At 40.6% G+C, this 19,306-nt stretch carries 18 protein-coding genes and 1 tRNA gene; 12 read left to right on the top strand and 7 right to left on the bottom strand.

Annotated features, from left to right (window positions below):
• The first annotated feature begins 11 nt into the window (after positions 1 to 11).
• The 6 genes from PSH41_RS04570 to PSH41_RS04545 all read left to right on the top strand — a co-directional run bounded on the left by PSH41_RS04570 (position 12) and on the right by PSH41_RS04545 (position 3,418).
• Positions 12 to 695 carry an HvfX family Cu-binding RiPP maturation protein gene (locus tag PSH41_RS04570; RefSeq protein ID WP_054982447.1) on the top strand — a complete coding sequence of 228 codons (684 nt, stop codon included), beginning with the start codon at positions 12 to 14 and terminating at the stop codon, positions 693 to 695.
• 243 nt (positions 696 to 938) lie between these two features.
• A complete protein-coding gene (locus tag PSH41_RS04565; protein ID WP_004587853.1) occupies positions 939 to 1,487 on the top strand; it encodes an NAD(P)H nitroreductase in 549 nt (182 codons plus the stop codon).
• Positions 1,488 to 1,691: 204 nt separating this feature from the next.
• Positions 1,692 to 2,069 carry a hypothetical protein gene (locus tag PSH41_RS04560; protein ID WP_024034084.1) on the top strand — a complete coding sequence of 126 codons (378 nt, stop codon included), beginning with the start codon at positions 1,692 to 1,694 and terminating at the stop codon, positions 2,067 to 2,069.
• Between the two features lie 128 nt (positions 2,070 to 2,197).
• Positions 2,198 to 2,288 (top strand) — tRNA-Ser (locus PSH41_RS04555).
• A 53-nt stretch (positions 2,289 to 2,341) separates the two neighbouring features.
• Entirely contained in the window at positions 2,342 to 2,728 is a 387-nt protein-coding gene (locus PSH41_RS04550) for a hypothetical protein (RefSeq protein WP_029772511.1), read from the top strand.
• Between the two features lie 69 nt (positions 2,729 to 2,797).
• Positions 2,798 to 3,418, top strand: coding sequence for an FKBP-type peptidyl-prolyl cis-trans isomerase (locus PSH41_RS04545; RefSeq protein WP_004587856.1), 621 nt, complete (start codon positions 2,798 to 2,800; stop codon positions 3,416 to 3,418).
• Between the two features lie 267 nt (positions 3,419 to 3,685).
• Here PSH41_RS04545 and PSH41_RS04540 read toward each other — a convergent pair whose 3' ends face one another.
• Complete coding sequence (locus tag PSH41_RS04540; RefSeq protein ID WP_273588193.1) at positions 3,686 to 6,067, bottom strand: TonB-dependent receptor; 2,382 nt, start codon at positions 6,065 to 6,067, stop codon at positions 3,686 to 3,688.
• 124 nt (positions 6,068 to 6,191) lie between these two features.
• Complete coding sequence (locus PSH41_RS04535) at positions 6,192 to 6,581, bottom strand: YkgJ family cysteine cluster protein (RefSeq protein ID WP_248530919.1); 390 nt, start codon at positions 6,579 to 6,581, stop codon at positions 6,192 to 6,194.
• Positions 6,582 to 6,793: 212 nt separating this feature from the next.
• On the opposite strand from PSH41_RS04535, the gene PSH41_RS04530 reads away from it, so the two are divergent.
• The 3 genes from PSH41_RS04530 to PSH41_RS04520 are packed head-to-tail and all read left to right on the top strand — an operon-like array spanning position 6,794 to position 8,366.
• Positions 6,794 to 7,222, top strand: coding sequence for a hypothetical protein (locus tag PSH41_RS04530; protein WP_024034088.1), 429 nt, complete (start codon positions 6,794 to 6,796; stop codon positions 7,220 to 7,222).
• Positions 7,223 to 7,261: 39 nt separating this feature from the next.
• Positions 7,262 to 7,741 carry a hypothetical protein gene (locus tag PSH41_RS04525; RefSeq protein WP_273588194.1) on the top strand — a complete coding sequence of 160 codons (480 nt, stop codon included), beginning with the start codon at positions 7,262 to 7,264 and terminating at the stop codon, positions 7,739 to 7,741.
• Positions 7,742 to 7,763: 22 nt separating this feature from the next.
• Entirely contained in the window at positions 7,764 to 8,366 is a 603-nt protein-coding gene (locus PSH41_RS04520; protein WP_273588195.1) for a DUF1287 domain-containing protein, read from the top strand.
• A 2-nt stretch (positions 8,367 to 8,368) separates the two neighbouring features.
• On the opposite strand, the gene yfaE is transcribed toward PSH41_RS04520, so the two are convergent.
• The 5 genes from yfaE to ubiG all read right to left on the bottom strand — a co-directional run bounded on the left by yfaE (position 8,369) and on the right by ubiG (position 13,930).
• On the bottom strand, positions 8,369 to 8,641 hold the full coding sequence (gene yfaE, locus PSH41_RS04515; RefSeq protein ID WP_273588196.1) for a class I ribonucleotide reductase maintenance protein YfaE: 273 nt from the start codon (positions 8,639 to 8,641) through the stop codon (positions 8,369 to 8,371).
• On the bottom strand, positions 8,641 to 9,771 hold the full coding sequence (gene nrdB / locus PSH41_RS04510; RefSeq protein WP_004587863.1) for a class Ia ribonucleoside-diphosphate reductase subunit beta: 1,131 nt from the start codon (positions 9,769 to 9,771) through the stop codon (positions 8,641 to 8,643). Before nrdB ends, yfaE begins: the two co-directional genes overlap by 1 nt.
• A 73-nt stretch (positions 9,772 to 9,844) precedes the next feature.
• On the bottom strand, positions 9,845 to 12,127 hold the full coding sequence (gene nrdA / locus PSH41_RS04505; RefSeq protein ID WP_024034091.1) for a class 1a ribonucleoside-diphosphate reductase subunit alpha: 2,283 nt from the start codon (positions 12,125 to 12,127) through the stop codon (positions 9,845 to 9,847).
• A 412-nt stretch (positions 12,128 to 12,539) separates the two neighbouring features.
• Positions 12,540 to 13,220 (bottom strand): HAD family hydrolase, encoded by a 681-nt coding sequence (locus PSH41_RS04500; protein WP_273588197.1) that lies wholly within the window; start codon positions 13,218 to 13,220, stop codon positions 12,540 to 12,542.
• The gene (gene ubiG, locus PSH41_RS04495) at positions 13,220 to 13,930 is read right to left on the bottom strand and encodes a bifunctional 2-polyprenyl-6-hydroxyphenol methylase/3-demethylubiquinol 3-O-methyltransferase UbiG (protein WP_273588198.1); all 711 of its coding nucleotides are present in this window, start codon (positions 13,928 to 13,930) and stop codon (positions 13,220 to 13,222) included. The genes PSH41_RS04500 and ubiG overlap by 1 nt, the downstream gene beginning before the upstream one ends.
• 178 nt (positions 13,931 to 14,108) lie before the next feature.
• Here ubiG and gyrA point away from each other — a divergent pair, with 178 nt between their 5' ends.
• The 3 genes from gyrA to aroA all read left to right on the top strand — a co-directional run bounded on the left by gyrA (position 14,109) and on the right by aroA (position 19,278).
• On the top strand, positions 14,109 to 16,808 hold the full coding sequence (gyrA, locus tag PSH41_RS04490) for a DNA topoisomerase (ATP-hydrolyzing) subunit A (RefSeq protein ID WP_024034094.1): 2,700 nt from the start codon (positions 14,109 to 14,111) through the stop codon (positions 16,806 to 16,808).
• A 110-nt stretch (positions 16,809 to 16,918) separates the two neighbouring features.
• On the top strand, positions 16,919 to 18,001 hold the full coding sequence (gene serC / locus PSH41_RS04485) for a 3-phosphoserine/phosphohydroxythreonine transaminase (RefSeq protein WP_248451431.1): 1,083 nt from the start codon (positions 16,919 to 16,921) through the stop codon (positions 17,999 to 18,001).
• The gene (gene aroA / locus PSH41_RS04480; RefSeq protein WP_273588199.1) at positions 18,001 to 19,278 is read left to right on the top strand and encodes a 3-phosphoshikimate 1-carboxyvinyltransferase; all 1,278 of its coding nucleotides are present in this window, start codon (positions 18,001 to 18,003) and stop codon (positions 19,276 to 19,278) included. The genes serC and aroA overlap by 1 nt, the downstream gene beginning before the upstream one ends.
• The last annotated feature ends 28 nt before the right edge of the window (positions 19,279 to 19,306 follow it).

The raw sequence follows: 19,306 nt of genomic DNA, 5'->3' as shown, positions 1-19,306 counted from the left end.
GCAGGCCACACATGAGTAAATTATTTCGTTTGTATAATAAAATCATGGGTAATCTATCGTATGCCGACGGATTACCTGCGTTACTTTTTCGCTTAATTTTAGCCCCCGTAATGATTATTGCGGGCTTTAATAAATTAGCCCTTAGTGGAGAAACCGACGGCTTTTTTAGCTATTTTCTTGCTGATGCAAGCGTTGTGCAATGGTTTGGCAATAGTGAATGGGGTTTAGGCTTACCATTTCCAGACTTACTTGCCTTTTTAGCAGGCTGGAGTGAATTTTTAGGCGGGTGGTTTTTACTCTTTGGGCTATTTACCCGCTTAGTAAGCATTCCGCTGATGTTTACAATGGTTGTGGCAGCAACAACTGTGCATTGGCATAATGGTTGGTTTGCTATAGCGCCATCAAACCCTACAACCAGTTCAGCTCAAGTACTTGATTGGTTATCAATTCCAGGGGCTAAAGAAAGCCTTGAAAACTCACTAGAAGTACAAGAACGTATAGGTAAAATTAGGGGCATAGTTGAAGAGCACGGATTTACTGATTACTTATATGAAAAAGGTAAACCTTCCATAATAAATAACGGTATTGAATTTTCTGCTATCTATTTTGCCATGTTACTTAGCTTGTTTTTTGTAGGTGGCGGTCGCTATGTTAGTGTTGATTATTGGCTCAGGCGTGCAGTAGTAAAAGAGTAGCAAACAAATTGGTTTAAAAAGGGCGTATAAATATTTTTTATACGCCCTTTTTGTTTGTAACGTGTGTTAAACGCATAGCGCCTCTATCGGATTTATACAGTGGTATATGAATATTGTTTACGCAGTAATGGCGCTTTTATACGAGAGAAGTAAGTAGGGTTTTAATAAAATTGATAATTAAGCAGAGTTTATTTTTTAAAGGCATAAATGGTACTCTAACGTTTTGAATTATGAGAGTACGCTATGGATGCTATTGAGCTTTTACTAACCCGCCAATCTGACGCTAAATTAACCGCCCCAGGGCCAAATTCAGAGCAGCTCGATATTATAAAGCAAGCCGCGTTACGGGTGCCTGATCACGGGTGCATTGCGCCTTGGCAGTTTATTGTCGTTCAAGGTGATGCCCGCCATAAATTAGGTGAGATATACCATCAAAGCGCCGTTGCTGAGCAGCAAGAAGAAAAAGTGATTAAACGCGCAAAAGAGCTTGTGCTGCGCGCACCGATGATCATTATTGCTATTGCTAAATATCAAGCCCATCCAAAAGTGCCGCGTATTGAGCAAGTACAAAGCGCCGGTTGCAGTGTACTTGCCATGCAACAAGCCGCATTTGCACAAGGTTTAGGTGGTGTATGGCGTACAGGGTATTTTGCACAAAGCACAGCGGTCAAAAATGCCCTTAATTTAGACGAACAAGATGAAATTGTTGGGTATTTATATTTAGGCACCCCAGAGATTGAGTGCAAAAAGGCAGCTAAGCATAAACCGGATGATTACTTCACTTATTTATAATAAATAATGAACTATTGCAGTTCTGCGCAGTCATATAGCATTAAGGTTGCTGCTGTTAGGCTCGTCCTTTTTTGATTTAGCTGTGAGAAGCGCACGGAAGCAATATAGGTTAACTTTTTCTTCTTCAGTTTGTTTTTTAATCGGTTGTTTTTTGTTAAAGTATGGAAAGTCTTAATAAAAATAACGATAAAGAAGACGAAAACGATGGGAAATTTATTTTTACAAGAAAAAGAGAATTGGCTGGCATGGTCAATTTGGGGAATAGTGGGTGCTTTTATTACACTTTATGTGGCAATGAGCACGAATACTGCACATTTTATAGCTGGCTCTGCTATGGGAATGCTTGTTTTATTAACCTGGTGGATGCAGCAGTCTAAAAGGTTTGATTTTGGTCGGGCCTTTAAAATTTGTTTTTATGTGTTATTGCTTAGTGTATTACCTGCATTTTTATTTGTGGTAGTACCAAGTGATGATTTAAACCGTTTTGATTTAATATTTCAAAGCGTTACATTTTTAGCACTTAGTTTATTACTGTGCTTAATTTGTTCGTGGATTGCACGTAGGCCAAAGCAATATTATTAATAGGGCAATGAGCAATGTAGGTTTTTAGCTATTTGTGGTGGTTTTTTGAACCAAATGCTGTTTTTAGCTAATTATTTACATTTAGGTCTTTACAAGTTGCTCAATACCCCCTATTATTCGCGCCGTACGGAGAGATGGCAGAGTGGTCGAATGCACCGGTCTTGAAAACCGGCATAGGTTTGTAGCCTATCTAGGGTTCAAATCCCTATCTCTCCACCATTATTTAAAAAAACCGCCTTATGGGCGGTTTTTTGCTTTGTGGAGTTTAATAAATGTCAAAAGAAGCAAACCTTACAACATCGCAACGCTTAGTAAAGCATGTACTACTGTGGATTGTATTTGGCTACTGCTATCAAAGCGCGATTAATTTATTAATAAAAATGGCAGCAGATGCACAACCAGACGCAACGCTTATCACCGCCTTTGTGTATGGTATTGGCTTTAACGTATTAACTGCGCATCTTATTACTAAATACGATACGCATTGGCCTGTCATTGGCGCTGCTTTTATTGCTTTAGTTGGTTTAGTATTAGTGCCATTGGTGCTGTTTGGCAGTGGCGGTTTACTAGCGTGGCCATTGCTTGTTGGATTTTTATTCAGTTTACCCCTTTGTAGTTACATAGTTGGCAAAATTAAGGTAAAACACAGTAAAAACTAGCCCCAAACCGGTTTTATTTTATGTTAGCATGTACGCGTCTTTTAACTAACAAAACGTGAAAAACACATTATGTCAGATAATTTTACTACAGATGCTGAAAAAGCAAGTTACGGTATTGGCTTACAAATGGGTGAGCAACTTAAGTCTAACCCTTTTGAAGGCTTAAACCTAAATTCAGTATTTGAAGGCATGAAAGATGCGTACGCTGGTAGCGCTTTTCAAGTTGAGATCCCTGAGATCCAAGCTGCATTTGAAAAAATTAACGAAGAGATCCAAGCGCGTCGTGAAGAAGAAGCAAAAGTACTTTCTGCTGAAGGTATTGCATTCTTAGAAGAAAACGCTAAGCGTCCTGAAATCACTGTTACCGAGTCTGGTTTACAATACGAAGTACTAGCAACAGGCGAAGGCGAAAAGCCAACTGCTGAGTCTACAGTACGTGTTGATTACCACGGTACATTAATTAACGGTACAGTATTTGATAGCTCTTACGAGCGCGGTCAACCAGCTGAATTCCCAGTAGGTGGCGTGATCAAAGGCTGGACTGAAGCTTTACAAATGATGCCAGTTGGCACTAAATGGCGTATTTACGTTCCTCATGAGCTTGCTTATGGTGAACGTGGCGCAGGTGCTGCAATTGCACCTTTCTCAACGCTTGTATTTGACGTTGAGCTACACGAAATCCTTTCTTAATTTAGGTTATTAAGTCAGTATTTAAAAAGCCGTGGTCTTGACCGCGGCTTTTTTGTGTCTTGTGGTTTTATACCAAGCTTTAAAAACGTTAATAATTTAGGCCAATCCGCTTAATTAAGTGAGTTATTTTGGGAAAGATAAACTTGCTACCTGCGCTACAAACGCTATTACAACAAATAAATAACCTAGTTAATTAAATGAGTAGGCATAAAAAAACCGCATATAAAATGCGGCTTTAAAAGTAACTAAATAAATGCCAAAGCGTTATTAAAAATAACCTCTAATACCAAAGCGGAAGTTTCTACCTGGTAGTGGGGCTTTATCTTTTATAAACGAGCTGTGAACAAAGCCAAGTTCGTCTGTAATGTTATCAACATTTAAGTATAACTGCGTATCTATAGCGCCTAAACTTAACTGATAATTAGCTTGAGCATCAACAATTGTGTAGCCATCGGTTTTAGTTTCATAGGCGCTAATATTATCTTGCTCAAAGTAGTGCGTACCTGTGAGCGTTAGTTGTAAATCGCCTACATTGTATTGTAATTCAGATCCTAATTTATTTGCTGGTATGCGCGGCAAGTTACCTTCGTCGTCTTTTAGCTTAGCGCGTGTTGAATCACCAAATACTTTAACCATGGCATTAGGGTCAATTTGATAGTGTACATCAAATTCTACACCATAGAGTTCAGCATCTTTGCTGGCAAACTGATATACGGCAACTGCATCATCGTGAGCGCCAATTGCAGACTCTAAACCATCTTCTTCGTCGTAAACTAATCCAGTATTTTGTTGATAATAAAAGTTTTTAATATCGTTATAGAAAAAGTTAACTGTGTAACCAAAGTCACCGCTAAAACGTCTAAAGCTAAAATCTAAATTGGTCGATTTTTCTTGTTTAATGTCTTCTGGCTCAAAGTGAACCTCGTTATCTTCAATATGATAGCCAAGGCCTAGCTCGTAAGTACCTGTAGCAATGTGTAATCCGTTTGATAAAAGCTCAGCAGAAAGGGGCGCACGCTCAGAGTGAGATAAGCTAAGTGCTACGCTTTGCCCTGGTGTGTATTGCCAAATAGCACCGGCAGAGGCGCTTACATTAGTAAAGCTTTCGCTGTATGCAATGCTTTCTTCTTCGCCTTCGTCATGATCTTCTTCTTCATCGTGATCATGTGCGTGCTCGCTGTCGGTAATTGTGCTTGTTATTTCGTAATCTTCAATACGCGCACCAAGCTCGAGTGTAACATCACCAAATTCACGTTCTTCAAGTAGGTATAACGCATGTGTAGTGGTTACACTTGCAGGAGTAAATGCTTCTTCGCCAATTGCGTCGTAGTCCGATTCGCTATAATGATAGCCCATCATACCGTGCCACTGCGCTAACTTGTGCTCTACATTTAAGCGTGCTTCGGTTGTTTCGTTTTTAAAGGTGGTGCCAATTTCACCGTCTTCAATTTCACTGTGTTTGTAATCAGTGTAGCCAACACGAAGGTTAATATTTTCAATCCAGTTGTTATCGAGCGCATAGCTTATAAGACCTTGCCAACGATCTTGCTCTAGATGTGCATAAACAGACTCTTCTTCCTCTTCATCTGCGTGCTCATCGTGTTCTTCTTCGGTTTCACCTTCATGGTCATGGTCATGATGCTCATGCCCAGGAATACCGTAATCGGTTTCAATGCTACCGTAAGAAAAGCCAACCGTTAAATGATCGCCCACATAACTCGTACCCACATTAAATGTGTCGCTATCAATAAAAGTGTTTTCTACAGAGTTATGGGTTTCTACATCACCATCTTCATCTGTAATGTTAAATGTCGGCGTTTCATAGTCATCGCCGCTGCGTTTAGTCCCATCAAAATGAAAGTTAAATCCGTCATTTCCTGTTTCTAGTTTTGCAGCCACGGTATTTGAGTTAGAAACCGTGTCATGGCTGTATTCAGCAGCACCGGTTAAATCATCTAAATTGCTCGTTGGAATACGGTTATCAACCACATTTACCACACCACCTATTGCGCCTGAGCCATAAAGTAGGGTGCTTGGTCCGCGCAATACTTCAATTTGTTCCGCTGCTAAGCTGTCGCTTGAGGTTGCATGGTCAGGACCAATGCGCGATGCATCGCTGGCATCTAAACCGTTTTGGGTAATTTTAACGCGAGGGCCATCTAAACCACGGATAATAGGGCTTGATGACACTGGACCAAAATAACTGGCATTAACACCTGGTAAGCCCTTTAGTGTTTCGCCAAGGGTCGCTTTTGATTTGTTTTTAAGCTCATCACCTGATAAAACGCTCACCGGCGAAATCATTTCTAAGCTATTTTTATGCAGTGCAGAGGCATATACAACAACGGTTTCTACCGAGGTAGGGGTAAGCGACACCGTTACATTGCTTGAGTTTTCATTTACCGCAATACGCGAGTCTATAAAGTTGTCTTTACTTACATGCAATTGACTTTGAGAGTCTACATCAATAGAAAATTCGCCCTGTGTGTTGGTTTTTACACCTTGGTCTTTACCATGTACGTGTACAGCTGCGTTTTCAATAGGTTGGTTTTTATCGTCTGTTATTTTACCGGTAACGGTAGCAGCAAGTGCTGAATGAGAACATAAAACAGAAAAAACTGCAGAGGAAATTAATGTTAACTTTGTCATTATCTTAAAGGTTCGCGGTTACTATGTTGTGATATAATATAACACTGCGTTTTTGACTTATCAACAATGTTATACTATAGCTTAATGTTTTTCGATGAATAAACACGCAAATAAGATAAGCTGTTTAAGAGCGGCTATCAAGCATAATTATATTAAGCTTATGTTGTGCTCTAGTTTGGTTTTTTACATCGATAGGTTCTATCATTTCGCATTCATCACGTATCATTTCTGACACTAGGCTTGGATAATGGCGGCAATCTTCTGGCCTATCTAGGTAAATGCTACAGGTATACATTGTTTTATGAGAGGGCTCTTTTTTGGGCGCTATTTCTAAAAAGGGGCAAGTGGAGAGTCGCATTTGCGTTTTTGGATCAAACCAAATTTCATCATCTTTAACATATTGATAAATCTCTGGGTTAAACAGTGCCCACATTTCAATTTCTTGTAAGGTTGCACTTAAATCGCCCCCACCATATTTAATACAGCATTTACCGCATTGGTTGCACTCTTTCATTTTTAGCCAGTATATTAGGTGTCCATTAGTTTCTCAGTGTATCACTGTAACTAACGTGGATTACTTTTTTATATATAATTTTAAAACCACACTTTTAATTCCAACCCGCTATCTATTAATAATGTATTATTACACCTAAATAATTAGCCGTTCTAATAAGATTAGGGCGCCTCTAAATAGTTAGTTTAGTGACCAGTTAAGGATAGTTCCTGATGATGAACACCAAAGTATATAAAGCAGTACATGATTTAGCAGAGCAACTGATGGAAGCTGCAAATAGAAACGACCGTAAAAGATTTGAATTATTATTTTCTAGGCTCAAAGCTATTTGTGAAGAAAACGAGAATACTTCAAAAGATCACCCTGTACAGTGGGAAACCTTAGCTGACTTTACCGAAGAACTTGAAGAGGCAATTACCACATATGAAAAAGCGCTACAGAAGTCGGTTGCAATCAATAATAAAGATCATATGTCGTCGGTTGCTTATTCAATGGCCACTCTACAAATAGAGCTTGGACAAAAAAATGAAGCGATTAAAAGCCTAAAAAATGCCAAGGTAAGCGCTAATAAAATTGAAGATAAAGCGCTTAAAGCTGAAATTCATGATTTACTTGAGTCACTGACTGAAGAAGAAGGTTAATTAGGCCTAGTTAGTCGCGATTTTAATGAGGTTTGGAATATGGATATATTAACCGCAATCGAGCAATGGATTGATGAGGTAAATCATAAATATAAATACAAACGGGTGTGCTGTAATCAATTTGCAGCACAGTTTGCAGGTTTTTACCCAACTGAATTTTTGGAAAATGCCTTTTATGTTGTAATCGATGAAATACCCAAGCCCGATTTTGCTGCTTTACGTGCCATGGGGCTGGGTGATTTTATTGATATGAAAGTAAGTGGTATAACTTATAAAAATACTTACTACTTGTTGCCGACAAGTGTTGATAACTTGCGCGTACATTTTCATGAATTAGTGCATGTATTGCAGTGGCAAAATCTTGGTGCTTTAGCATTTATATCGCGCTATATGAATGAAGTTAAGCACTTTGGTTATCACAATGCACCGCTTGAAATTATGGCTTATTCGCTCGATACTCACTTTATAAATTCAGGCGAGGAAATAAATGTGCCTGAGTATGTACTGGATGCATTATAAATTTTTTTACAAGGAACAGAATATGGCTAATGTATGGTTATATTTTAGTGTATTAGCGCCTTTTAGTGCGTTAGCAAATTCATTTGAAGAAGACATAACTGCTGCATTAATACAGCGAACAACACACCAAGTTACGTATGATGGGAGTTATCGTTCAATAAGTTACCCAGGTGGTGACGTGCCAAGTAATATTGGGGTGTGTACCGATGTGATTATTCGTGCTTATCGCCAGTTAGGTATAGATTTACAACAGTTAGTACACGAAGACATGCGTGACAATTTTACTCTATACCCCTCAAAGCGTATATGGGGGCTGACCAAACCCGATAAAAATATAGACCACCGCAGAGTGCCTAACTTACAAACCTACTTTAAAAGACAGGGTCGTGCGTTAGTGTCATCTGATAGCCCTGAAGAATATAAAACAGGTGATATAGTGACTTGGATGTTACCGGGTAACCTGCCACATATAGGTATGGTAGTTAATGAGCGTTCAGTACAAACTGGCAATCCATTAATTGTACATAACATTGGCCGCGGGGCAGAAAAAACCGATATGCTTTTTGATTATAAAATCACAGGGCACTACCGGTTTGAACCACAGCAGTTGAATAAAACGCAGTAAATTTATTTTAAATTAATACTTATATTACCGTTTGGCTTACAGCAGCACAGCAGTATTTCCCCATCGCGTACAAACGCTAAAGGCTCTTCGTTATAGTGCACTTGGCCTGAGACTAACGTGGCTCTGCACGCGCCACAATAACCTTCGCGGCATTGATACGCTACGTCTATTTTTTGGTTTTCTAAGCAATGTAAAACAGAAGGGCAGCCAGTGCTAAATTCTATACACTGGCTGTTATCTGCAAGCGTTATACTTGCAGTGGGTTTGTCACTCATTATAAATCAAAGTCACCAAATTCTGAGGCATCTACTTGTGAGTCAATTTGACCTACAAGGTATGAGCTAATTTCAGCTTCTTGCGGTGCAACTTGCACGTTGTCAGACACAAGCCATGAGTTGATCCATGGAATTGGGTTACTGTTGTTTTCAAACTGCGCAGGCAGGCCAATGGCGGTCATACGTGCGTTGGTGATGTACTCAACATACTGACATAAAATGTGTTTGTTTAAACCAATCATAGAGCCATCTTTGAATAAGTACTCTGCCCATTCTTTTTCCTGCTCTGCGGCTTCAACAAACATTTTAATGGCTTCTTCACGGCACTGCGCGGCAACAATCGCCATTTCAGGGTCGTCTTTACCATCTTGCATAATGTTTAAAATATGCTGCGTACCCGACAGGTGAAGCGCTTCATCACGTGCGATTAGCTTGATGATTTTAGCGTTACCTTCCATTAATTCACGCTCAGCAAAGGCAAACGAACACGCAAAGCTGACATAAAAACGAATGGCTTCAAGAATATTTACCGACATCATGGCAAGGTAAAGTTTCTTTTTAAGATCAAATAAGCTAATCACAACGGTTTGACCGTTAATTTCGTGCTTGCCTTCGCCATAGAGGTTATAAAGCGACACGCCATTGATTAAATCATCGTAGTAGGTGGTTACCGCATCAGCACGTTCGCTAATTTTTTCGTTACTTACTATGTCGTCAAAAATAAGTTCTGGTGACTGTGTAACGTTACGAATAATGTGGGTGTAAGAGCGACTGTGAATAGTTTCACTAAATGCCCACGTTTCTATCCATGTTTCTAGCTCAGGAATAGACACAATAGGGAGTAGGGCAACGTTTGGCGAGCGGCCTTGTACACTATCAAGCAGCGTTTGATATTTTAAGTTACTTAAAAATATGTGCTTTTCGTGCTCTGGTAATGCTTGAAAGTCTAAACGGTCTTTACTTACGTCTACTTCTTCTGGACGCCAAAAAAACGAAAGTTGCTTTTCAATCAATTTTTCAAAAATAGGGTATTTTTGTTGATCGTAACGCGAAACGTTAACGGTTTGGCCAAAAAACATTGGCTCTTGCATTTGATCATTATGGTTACGACTAAAAGTAGTATAAGACATGTCTATCACTCAAAAAACTATCACTAAAACTATCAGGACAAAGCGGGCAAAGAGCCCGCTTTAAGTTTAACTATTAAATTTTACACGCGCCGCCTGCACAATCATCATCTTCCACTTCTGGAGTGTCGTCTTGTGCATCTGATGCGCCATCGCGGGTGTTATGGTAGTAAAGTGTTTTAACACCAAGCTTGTATGCACCTAGTAAGTCTTTTAATAAGACTTTCATAGGTACTTTACCGCCTTCGTATTTGTTTGGATCATAATTAGTATTGGCCGAAATAGTTTGGTCAATAAACTTTTGCATTATGCCCACTAACTGTAAGTAACCATCGTTTGATGGAATATCCCACAGTAGCTCGTAGTTATCTTTTAAGCGTTCGTACTCAGGAACTACTTGTTTTAAAATACCGTCTTTACTTGCTTTAACGCTAATGTGACCACGTGGTGGCTCAATACCGTTAGTTGCGTTAGAGATTTGCGACGATGTTTCTGAAGGCATTAATGCGCTAAGTGTTGAGTTACGCATGCCGTGCTCTTTAATGCTGGCACGTAACGAATCCCAATCTAAGTGCAGTGGCTCATCACAAATTTTATCTAAGTCACGTTTGTACGTATCAGTTGGCATAATACCTTGAGAGTACGTTGTTTCGTTAAACTTAGGACACGCGCCACGCTCTTTAGCCAGCTCGTTTGATGCCTTCATTAGGTAGTATTGAATTGCTTCAAACGTTTTGTGAGTCAGTGCATTAGCACTGCCATCTGAGTAACGCTTACCATTTTTAGCAAGGTAGTAAGCGTAGTTAATTACGCCTATTCCTAACGTACGACGGCCCATAGTGGCATTACGTGCAGCCGGTACTGGGTAGTCTTGGAAATCAAGTAGGTTATCAAGTGCACGTACTGCAAGCTCAGCAAGCTCTTCAAGTTCATCAAGTGACTCAATAGCGCCTAGGTTAAATGCAGATAGCGTACAAAGTGCAATTTCGCCTTCTTCATCGTTTACGTTATTTAACGGCTTAGTTGGCAATGCGATTTCTAAACATAAGTTAGATTGGCGAATTGGCGCCACTTTAGAAATAAACGGGCTGTGCGTATTACAGTGATCCACGTTTTGTAAATAAATACGACCTGTGCTGGCACGCTCTTGTGCGAACATTGAGAAAAGCTCAATCGCTTTAATGCGCTTTTTACGAATAGACTCGTCTTGCTCGTATTTTACGTATAACGCGTCAAACTCGTCTTGGTCTTCAAAGAATGCATCGTAAAGGCCAGGCACATCTGATGGGCTAAATAACGTAATGTAGTCGTCTTTAATTAAACGAGAATACATTAGTTTATTAAACTGTACGCCGTAATCTAAATGACGAACACGGTTATCATCAACACCACGGTTATTTTTAAGTACTAGTAGGTTTTCTACTTCTAAATGCCAAAGCGGGTAGAATAACGTTGCAGCGCCGCCACGTACGCCACCTTGCGAGCAGCTTTTAACCGCTGTTTGAAAGTGCTTATAAAAAGGAATACAACCTGTGTGGTACGCCTCGCCATTACGGATATGGCTACCTAATGCACGAATACGACCGGCGTTAATACCAATACCTGCACGTTGTGAAACGTACTTAACAATGGCAGATGATGTGGCGTTAATTGAATCAAGGCTGTCGCCACATTCAATAAGTACACACGAGCTAAACTGACGCGTAGGGGTACGCACACCCGACATAATTGGCGTAGGTAAAGAGATTTTAAACGTTGATACTGCATCGTAAAAACGTTTGATGTAGTCAATACGTGTTTCGCGCGGGTAGTCAGAGAATAAACTCGCAGCCACTAAGATATATAAAAACTGGGCGCTTTCGTAAATCTCACCCGTTACGCGATTTTGTACTAGGTATTTACCTTCAAGCTGCTTAACTGCTGCGTAGCTAAAGTTAAGATCGCGCGAATGATCAAGATAAGCATCTAGCTCGTCAAGCTCTTGTTCTGTGTAATCAACGAGTAAGTGAGCGTCGTAGCGTTTGTCTTCAACCATTTTTGTAACATGGTCAAATAAACGTGGAGGCTCAAACTGGCCATAAGCTTTTTTACGTAAGTGGAATACAGCTAAGCGGGCAGCTAAGTACTGGTAGTCAGGCGACTCTTTTGAAATTTGATCGGCTGCTGCTTTAATGATGGTTTCGTGAATGTCTTTTGTACGAATACCGTCGTAAAATTGAATGTGTGACTTTAATTCAACCTGTGAAACCGATACGTTGTTTAAACCTTCGGCGGCCCATTCAATAACGCGATGGATCTTATCAAGATCTAAAGGCTCTTTACGCCCGTCACGCTTGCTTACAGATAACTGTTGGTTCATAGCTTTGCCTGTATTCCTTGGGAATTGTGTATTTTGACCAATGCTTTATACCTCGCCAAAGCAAGGTACGTATTCATTTATTATAAGTTTCACCGTATTGGCGAATTTAATTGAATAACATTTGGCCACAATATCTGGTGTTGTTCAATTTAGAGATCACAAGATAGTGTGGTCTGAGCTGATTTGCAAGGGACATAATTGCCCCTATTTGTGGATAACTTTGGGATAACGTATTTGTGTTAGTAGTCACTCACCTTCGAACAATCATTTAAGTTGAAATAGCTAAAAATCAACTAATGATCTGCTAAATTTATGCATTTTGAAAATAAATTTCGACTGCTTTTTTTATCAACAAGCTTTGCATAAAAACTGATACAATCACAATATATAGTGTTTAAAAATTTACATGGCACTATATATGGTTAAAAGCATCAATGGGGCTGTGCCAGTTAAAATCGGCTTCCCAGCCCTTGGCCTCATCAATACTTGGTATATAGCCCCAAAGCGCTGTTGCTGTGTGCATACCTGCGGCTTTACCTGCTTCTATATCACGTTGAGCATCACCTATGTATAAACAACGCTTAGGATCTACGTTCATCAGTTTTGTACAGTGTAGTAAGGGTAAAGGTGATGGTTTAGCCTCGGTGAGGGTATCGCCACTGATCACAACGTGTGCATTTTTTAAAGCGGGTATAGCAGCCACTAATGGATCGGTTAAAAACCCTGGCTTATTAGTCATTATTCCCCATTTTATACCTTGGTTCTCAAGGGCTATGAGTAATGATTCTATGCCTTCAAAGCAGCGGGTGTGTGTCGCTAGGTTTTGGCTGTAGTGGCTGACTAACTGTTTTATACGTTCAGTTTGTGGTTGCGATGCCCATTGCGCTTTAAAGCCAAGTTGAAGTAGTGCGCCGGCGCCATTAGACGCTACTTTTCTATAAGCCTCAGGCGTAACTTGCGCAACACCTTCACTTTTAAGTACGGCATTTAAAGCAGCACCTAAATCGTCTGCTGTATCAAGCAAGGTGCCATCTAAATCAAATAAGAAAGCGTCATACTCAAAAGGAGTTAAGGGGGTATGAGAGCTAGCCATTATGCTAACTTCTCAAAGTGAAGAATGTAATTAACACTCACATCTGTATTTAATAAATACTGCTTAGAAAGCGGGTTGTAGCCCAGGCCAGCACTGGCACGTACTTTTAAACCGGCTTGTTCAGCCCATGCAATAAGTTGTGCAGGTTTGATAAATTTGTTGTGATCGTGTGTGCCCTCAGGCACCATTTTTAACAGCTTTTCAGCACCTACAATAGCAAACAAATAAGCTTTAGGTGTTTTATTTAGGGTTGAGAAAAACACATCAGCCCCTGGCTTGGCAAGCTCTGCGACTGCATGAATAATAGAAGCAGGATCAGGTACGTGCTCTAGCATTTCCATACAGGTTATTACATCAAAGCGAGCAGGGTGCTGGGTTGCAAATTCTTCCGCTGGTACTTTTATATAGTCAACATTTACACCGGTTTCTAGACTATGAAGCTTTGCTACGGTGAGTGGCTCTTGCCCCATGTCTATACCGGTTACGTGTGCGCCCATGCGTGCCATGCTTTCGCTAAGAATGCCGCCACCACAGCCTACATCGAGTGTTTCTTTATCAAATAAACCTTGGGTTTTGTTAGCCACAAAGTCTAATCGTAATGGGTTAATTTCGTGAAGAGGTTTAAACTCTCCGTCTTGGTCCCACCATCGCTCTGCAATGGCTTCAAATTTTGCTATTTCTGCGTTATCTACATTTTGATGTTCGGTCATAAAATACTTCCTCGTCAATCTGAGGCCATTATATAGGGCTAAATTGATAAATCGCAAAGTTTTGCGCCTGTAAATTTAAATTAATTGTGATAGCATGGTCGCTTAGAAATAATAACAAATACTCTTGGCGCCTAATACCGGGTTGCTAAGAGCTGATACTGAAGGAATGTGATATCAAATGACTGATCTCGCCAATGAAATTCTGCCAGTCAATATTGAAGACGAGTTAAAAAACTCCTACCTTGATTACGCAATGAGCGTAATTGTAGGACGTGCATTACCAGACGTACGTGATGGTTTAAAACCTGTTCACCGCCGCGTTTTGTTTGCAATGAACGAGCTTAGTAATGACTGGAATAAGCCTTACAAAAAATCGGCCCGTGTGGTCGGTGACGTAATCGGTAAATACCACCCACACGGCGACAGTGCAGTTTATGACACCATCGTGCGTATGGCACAGCCATTCTCACTACGTTATATGCTTGTAGATGGCCAAGGTAACTTCGGTTCGGTTGATGGTGATTCAGCAGCGGCAATGCGTTATACAGAAGTACGTATGGCAAAAATGTCGCATGAGTTATTAGCCGATCTTGAAAAAGAAACGGTTGATTTCGTTCCTAACTACGACGGTACCGAACAAATTCCTGACGTTTTACCAACCAAAGTGCCTAACTTACTTGTTAACGGTTCATCGGGTATTGCGGTAGGTATGGCAACAAACATTCCACCACATAACTTAACTGAAGTGGTTAATGGTTGTTTAGCGCTTATTCAAAACCCTGATTTAACGATTCATGAATTAATGGATTACATTCCGGGTCCTGATTTCCCAACGGCTGCCATTATTAATGGTAAAAAAGGCATTGAAGATGCTTATTTAACCGGCCGTGGTAAAGTGTACATGCGTGCACGTGCCGACATCGAAACCGATGAAAAAACAGGCCGCGAAACCATTATCGTGCACGAAATTCCTTATCAGGTTAACAAAGCACGCTTAATTGAAAAAATTGCTGAGCTTGTTAAAGATAAAAAAATTGAAGGCATCAGCGCACTACGTGATGAATCAGATAAAGACGGTATGCGTATCGTTATTGAGATCAAACGTGGTGATGTAGGTGAAGTTATCCTCAACAACTTATATTCACAAACTCAGTTACAAACTGTGTTTGGTATGAATATGGTTGCATTAATTAACAACCAACCTAAGTGTTTCAACTTAAAAGAAATGCTTGAAGAGTTTGTTATTCACCGCCGTGAAGTGGTTACACGCCGTACCGTATTTGATTTACGTAAAGCGCGCGACCGTGCTCATACCCTTGAAGGTTTAGCAATTGCGCTTGCCAACATCGACCCAATTATTGAGCTTATTCGTAAATCGCCAACCCCAGCTGAGGCTAAAGTAGCCTTAACAGCTCGCCCATGGGATTTAGGTAACGTACAAGCTATGCTCGAAAAAGCAGGCGAAGACAACGTAGCACGCCCAGATTGGCTGGCAAGTGAGCTGGGTATTCGCGATGGTCAGTACTATATTTCTGAGCAGCAAGCACAAGCAATTCTTGATTTACGTTTACACAAACTAACCGGTCTTGAGCATGAAAAAATCTTAGCAGAGTACCAATCGCTGTTAGATTTAATTGCTGAGCTACTACACATTTTAGGTAGCCCTGAGCGTTTAATGGAAGTTATTCGTGATGAGTTAGTTGAAATTAAAGAGCAATATGGTGATGAGCGTCGTACAGAAATTAACGCTGCAGCGCACGATATCAGCCTTGAAGATTTAATTAACGAAGAAGATGTTGTTGTGACCCTGTCGCACGAAGGTTACGTTAAGTATCAGGCATTGTCTGATTACGAAGCACAGCGCCGTGGTGGTAAAGGTAAGTCAGCAACGAAGATGAAAGATGAAGATTTCATTGAGCGTCTTTTAGTGGCTAATACCCACGATACCATTTTATGTTTCTCTACTGCGGGTCGTTTGTACTGGCTTAAAGTATACCAGTTACCACTGGCTAGTCGCGCCGCTCGCGGTAAGCCAATTGTTAACTTACTGCCACTTGAAGATGATGAGCGCATTACTGCTATCTTACCTGTACGCGAGTACGAAGAAGATAAATACATTTTCATGGCAACTGCATTTGGTACTGTGAAGAAAACACCACTAACGGCATACAGCCGTCAACGTGCAAGCGGTATTATTGCGGTAAACCTTAACGAAGGCGATAGCCTAATTGGGGTTGATATTACCGACGGTAGCAACGAAATTATGTTGTTTACTGATGCAGGTAAAGTGGTACGCTTTAAAGAAGCGGAAGAGTCTGCTGTTGTTGATGAAAACGGCAACCCGGTACTTGACGAAGAAGGCAACCCTGAAATTCGTTTCAAAGGTGTTCGCCCAATGGGTCGAACAGCTACCGGTGTTCGTGGTATTAAGATGGCCGACGACCAACGCGTAGTGTCGTTAATTGTGCCTAAGTCTGACGGTGCTATTTTAACTGTGACTGAAAACGGTTACGGTAAACGTACTCAACTTGAAGATTACCCATCTAAGAGCCGTGCAACACAAGGTGTTGTATCTATTAAGGTGAGTGAGCGTAATGGCGCAGTAGTTGGCGCTGTACAAGTTGACGACAACGACGAAATAATGATTATTTCAAACCGTGGTACGCTAGTACGTACCCGCGTTAATGAAGTATCGACGGTTGGACGTAACACCCAAGGTGTTATTTTGATCAGAACTATTGACGAAGAGCAAGTAGTTGGTTTACAACGTATCGAAGAGATTGAAGTTACAGACAGTGACTTAGTTGATATTGAAGACGTTGAAACGGTTGATACAGTAAATGAAGAAGCAACGGATGATAATCCACCTTCTGAATAACTGAAATTGAAAAAGCGGCTAAGGCCGCTTTTTTTAATCATGTTGAAAAAAATTAATAATCCTTTTTTGTTTATCAAAAGAGTTTAAATTACTGGAATGAGGCAAAGGTAATGAGTAAATATAATTTTTGTGCGGGGCCAGCTATGCTTCCACAAGCTGTTATGCAAAAAGCACAAAAAGAATTTTTAGACTGGCAAGACTTAGGCGTATCTGTGATGGAAATAAGCCATCGTAGTAAAGATTTTTTAGCGCTTACAGAAAAATGCGAAGCCAGCCTTCGTCGTTTAATGAACATTAGCGATGAATTTGAAGTGTTATTTATGCACGGTGGTGGCCGCGGTCAATTTAGTGCTGTGCCTTTAAATTTACATCAAAATGGTAAAACAGCGGTTTACTGCGAGAACGGCGTTTGGTCTAAAAGTGCCACTGACGAAGCTAATAAATTTACTCAAACTCACTCAATCAACGTTAGAAATGACGCTAATGGGCTGTTTTCTATAAAAGAAGTGGCGCAGTGGGACTTACCTGCAGATGCATCTTACATTCACTACTGCCCAAATGAAACGGTAGACGGCTTAGAGATTTTTGATGTGCCGAGCCACCCAACGGCACCTATTATTGCTGATATGTCGTCGACTATTTTGTCGCGTGAAATTGACGTAAATAAATTTGATTTAATTTATGCCGGTGCACAAAAAAATATAGGTCCATCAGGTATAGCTATTGTTATTGTGCGCAAAACATTACTTGAGCGTGAAGGTTTAGCTAAACCTGGCATTTTAGATTACGCACTTGAAGCAAAACAAGGCAGCATGTTTAATACACCGCCTACTTTTGCATGGTATTTAGCGGCCGAAGTATTTGAATGGCTAGAGCAAAACGGTGGCGTTAAGGCAATGGAAGCACAAAATATTGCTAAAGCTAAGCTGCTTTATGACTTTATTGATGAATCGCCTTTTTATACTAATAAAGTAGCGACGCATTGTCGTTCGCGTATGAATGTACCGTTTTGGCTAAACGATGAAAGCTTAAACGAAAAGTTTGTAACGCAATCTAAAGAAGCCGGCTTACTTGCCCTAGAAGGGCACCGAATTGTAGGCGGTATGCGCGCAAGTATCTATAACGCAATGCCACTTGCAGGTGTGCAAGCCTTGGTTGACTTTATGGCGGCATTTGCAAAGGAGCACAGCTAATGGAACAACTTCGTTTAGAGCCTATTTCTCGTGTAAATGGCAGTGTTACCTTACCTGGGTCTAAAAGCCTATCAAACCGTATTTTATTATTAGCAGCGCTGGCTCAAGGGACTACCGTTGTTGAAAACCTGCTAGATAGCGATGATATTCGCCATATGTTGGGTGCATTAAAACTACTAGGTGTTAACGTAACGCTTAATGATGATCGCACTGTAGCAACCGTAGAAGGGGTTGGCGGTGTATTTAAAACCCCAAGTGAACCTTTATTTTTAGGCAATGCAGGTACTGCTTATCGTCCTTTAACCGCGGTACTCGCAGCTGTAGCTGGGGAGTATGAGCTTATAGGTGATCCGCGCATGGAAGAGCGCCCAATAGGGCACTTAGTCGATGCGCTACAAGCACTTGGCGGCGATATTACCTACACAAAACATAAAGACTACCCACCACTAAAAATAATTGGTGGGCAAATTAAAGGCGGTACTGTTGAAATTGATGGCAGTATTTCTAGCCAATTTTTAACAGCATTGCTAATGGCTGCCCCTTTATTTAGTGGTGATACGCAAATTACCATTAAGGGTACTTTGGTATCTAAGCCTTACATTGATATAACGTTAGATGTAATGGCGCGTTTTGGGGTGACTGTTGAGCACAGCGACTATACAACATTTAAAGTTAAAGGCGGCCAACAATACCAATCACTAGAGCGTATTATGGTGGAGGGGGATGCATCATCAGCGTCTTATTTTGTTGCGGCAGCGGCCATTGCCGGTGGCGAAATTGAAATTAAAGGCGTGGGCGCTAAATCAGTTCAAGGTGATATTGGTTTTGCTAAAGTGATGGAACAAGTTGGCGCTGAAATAAAATGGTATGACGAGCGTTTAGTTGTTCGCAAAGGTGAATTAAAAGGTGTAGATATTGACGCTAACGCTATCCCTGATGCGGCAATGACACTTGCTACGGTTGCTTTATTTGCTAAAGGGCCTACGGCTATTCGCAATATTTATAACTGGCGTGTAAAAGAAACCGACCGTTTATATGCTATGGCAACTGAACTTCGTAAAGTGGGTGCCGAGGTTGTAGAGGGTGAAGATTTTATCGAAATTACACCACCGAGTGCATTCAATGATGTGGCTATAGATACGTATGACGATCACCGTATAGCGATGTGTTTTGCTATGGTTGCCGTAGGCGGAAAGCCTATTACAATCAACGATCCTAAGTGTACATATAAAACTTTTCCAACCTTTTTCAAGGTTTTAGCATCAGTGAGTGAGTAGGCTTTTTATAAATAATTATAAAAAGTTA

The organism is Pseudoalteromonas sp. CST2 (genome assembly GCF_028599385.1).
GTDB lineage: Bacteria > Pseudomonadota > Gammaproteobacteria > Enterobacterales > Alteromonadaceae > Pseudoalteromonas > Pseudoalteromonas atlantica.
Note: the sequence above shows the minus strand (reverse complement) of the source record. Positions and strands in the feature narration are given on the sequence as shown.

Bases quoted from the DNA above. Each gene is read 5' to 3' on its own strand.
- PSH41_RS04570 (WP_054982447.1), top strand. From the start codon at position 12: ATGAGTAAATTATTTCGTTTGTATAATAAAATCATGGGTAATCTATCG.
- PSH41_RS04565 (WP_004587853.1), top strand. From the start codon at position 939: ATGGATGCTATTGAGCTTTTACTAACCCGCCAATCTGACGCTAAATTA.
- PSH41_RS04560 (WP_024034084.1), top strand. From the start codon at position 1,692: ATGGGAAATTTATTTTTACAAGAAAAAGAGAATTGGCTGGCATGGTCA.
- PSH41_RS04550 (WP_029772511.1), top strand. From the start codon at position 2,342: ATGTCAAAAGAAGCAAACCTTACAACATCGCAACGCTTAGTAAAGCAT.
- PSH41_RS04545 (WP_004587856.1), top strand. From the start codon at position 2,798: ATGTCAGATAATTTTACTACAGATGCTGAAAAAGCAAGTTACGGTATT.
- PSH41_RS04540 (WP_273588193.1), bottom strand. From the start codon at position 6,067: ATGACAAAGTTAACATTAATTTCCTCTGCAGTTTTTTCTGTTTTATGT.
- PSH41_RS04535 (WP_248530919.1), bottom strand. From the start codon at position 6,581: ATGAAAGAGTGCAACCAATGCGGTAAATGCTGTATTAAATATGGTGGG.
- PSH41_RS04530 (WP_024034088.1), top strand. From the start codon at position 6,794: ATGATGAACACCAAAGTATATAAAGCAGTACATGATTTAGCAGAGCAA.
- PSH41_RS04525 (WP_273588194.1), top strand. From the start codon at position 7,262: ATGGATATATTAACCGCAATCGAGCAATGGATTGATGAGGTAAATCAT.
- PSH41_RS04520 (WP_273588195.1), top strand. From the start codon at position 7,764: ATGGCTAATGTATGGTTATATTTTAGTGTATTAGCGCCTTTTAGTGCG.
- yfaE (WP_273588196.1), bottom strand. From the start codon at position 8,641: ATGAGTGACAAACCCACTGCAAGTATAACGCTTGCAGATAACAGCCAG.
- nrdB (WP_004587863.1), bottom strand. From the start codon at position 9,771: ATGTCTTATACTACTTTTAGTCGTAACCATAATGATCAAATGCAAGAG.
- nrdA (WP_024034091.1), bottom strand. From the start codon at position 12,127: ATGAACCAACAGTTATCTGTAAGCAAGCGTGACGGGCGTAAAGAGCCT.
- PSH41_RS04500 (WP_273588197.1), bottom strand. From the start codon at position 13,220: ATGGCTAGCTCTCATACCCCCTTAACTCCTTTTGAGTATGACGCTTTC.
- ubiG (WP_273588198.1), bottom strand. From the start codon at position 13,930: ATGACCGAACATCAAAATGTAGATAACGCAGAAATAGCAAAATTTGAA.
- gyrA (WP_024034094.1), top strand. From the start codon at position 14,109: ATGACTGATCTCGCCAATGAAATTCTGCCAGTCAATATTGAAGACGAG.
- serC (WP_248451431.1), top strand. From the start codon at position 16,919: ATGAGTAAATATAATTTTTGTGCGGGGCCAGCTATGCTTCCACAAGCT.
- aroA (WP_273588199.1), top strand. From the start codon at position 18,001: ATGGAACAACTTCGTTTAGAGCCTATTTCTCGTGTAAATGGCAGTGTT.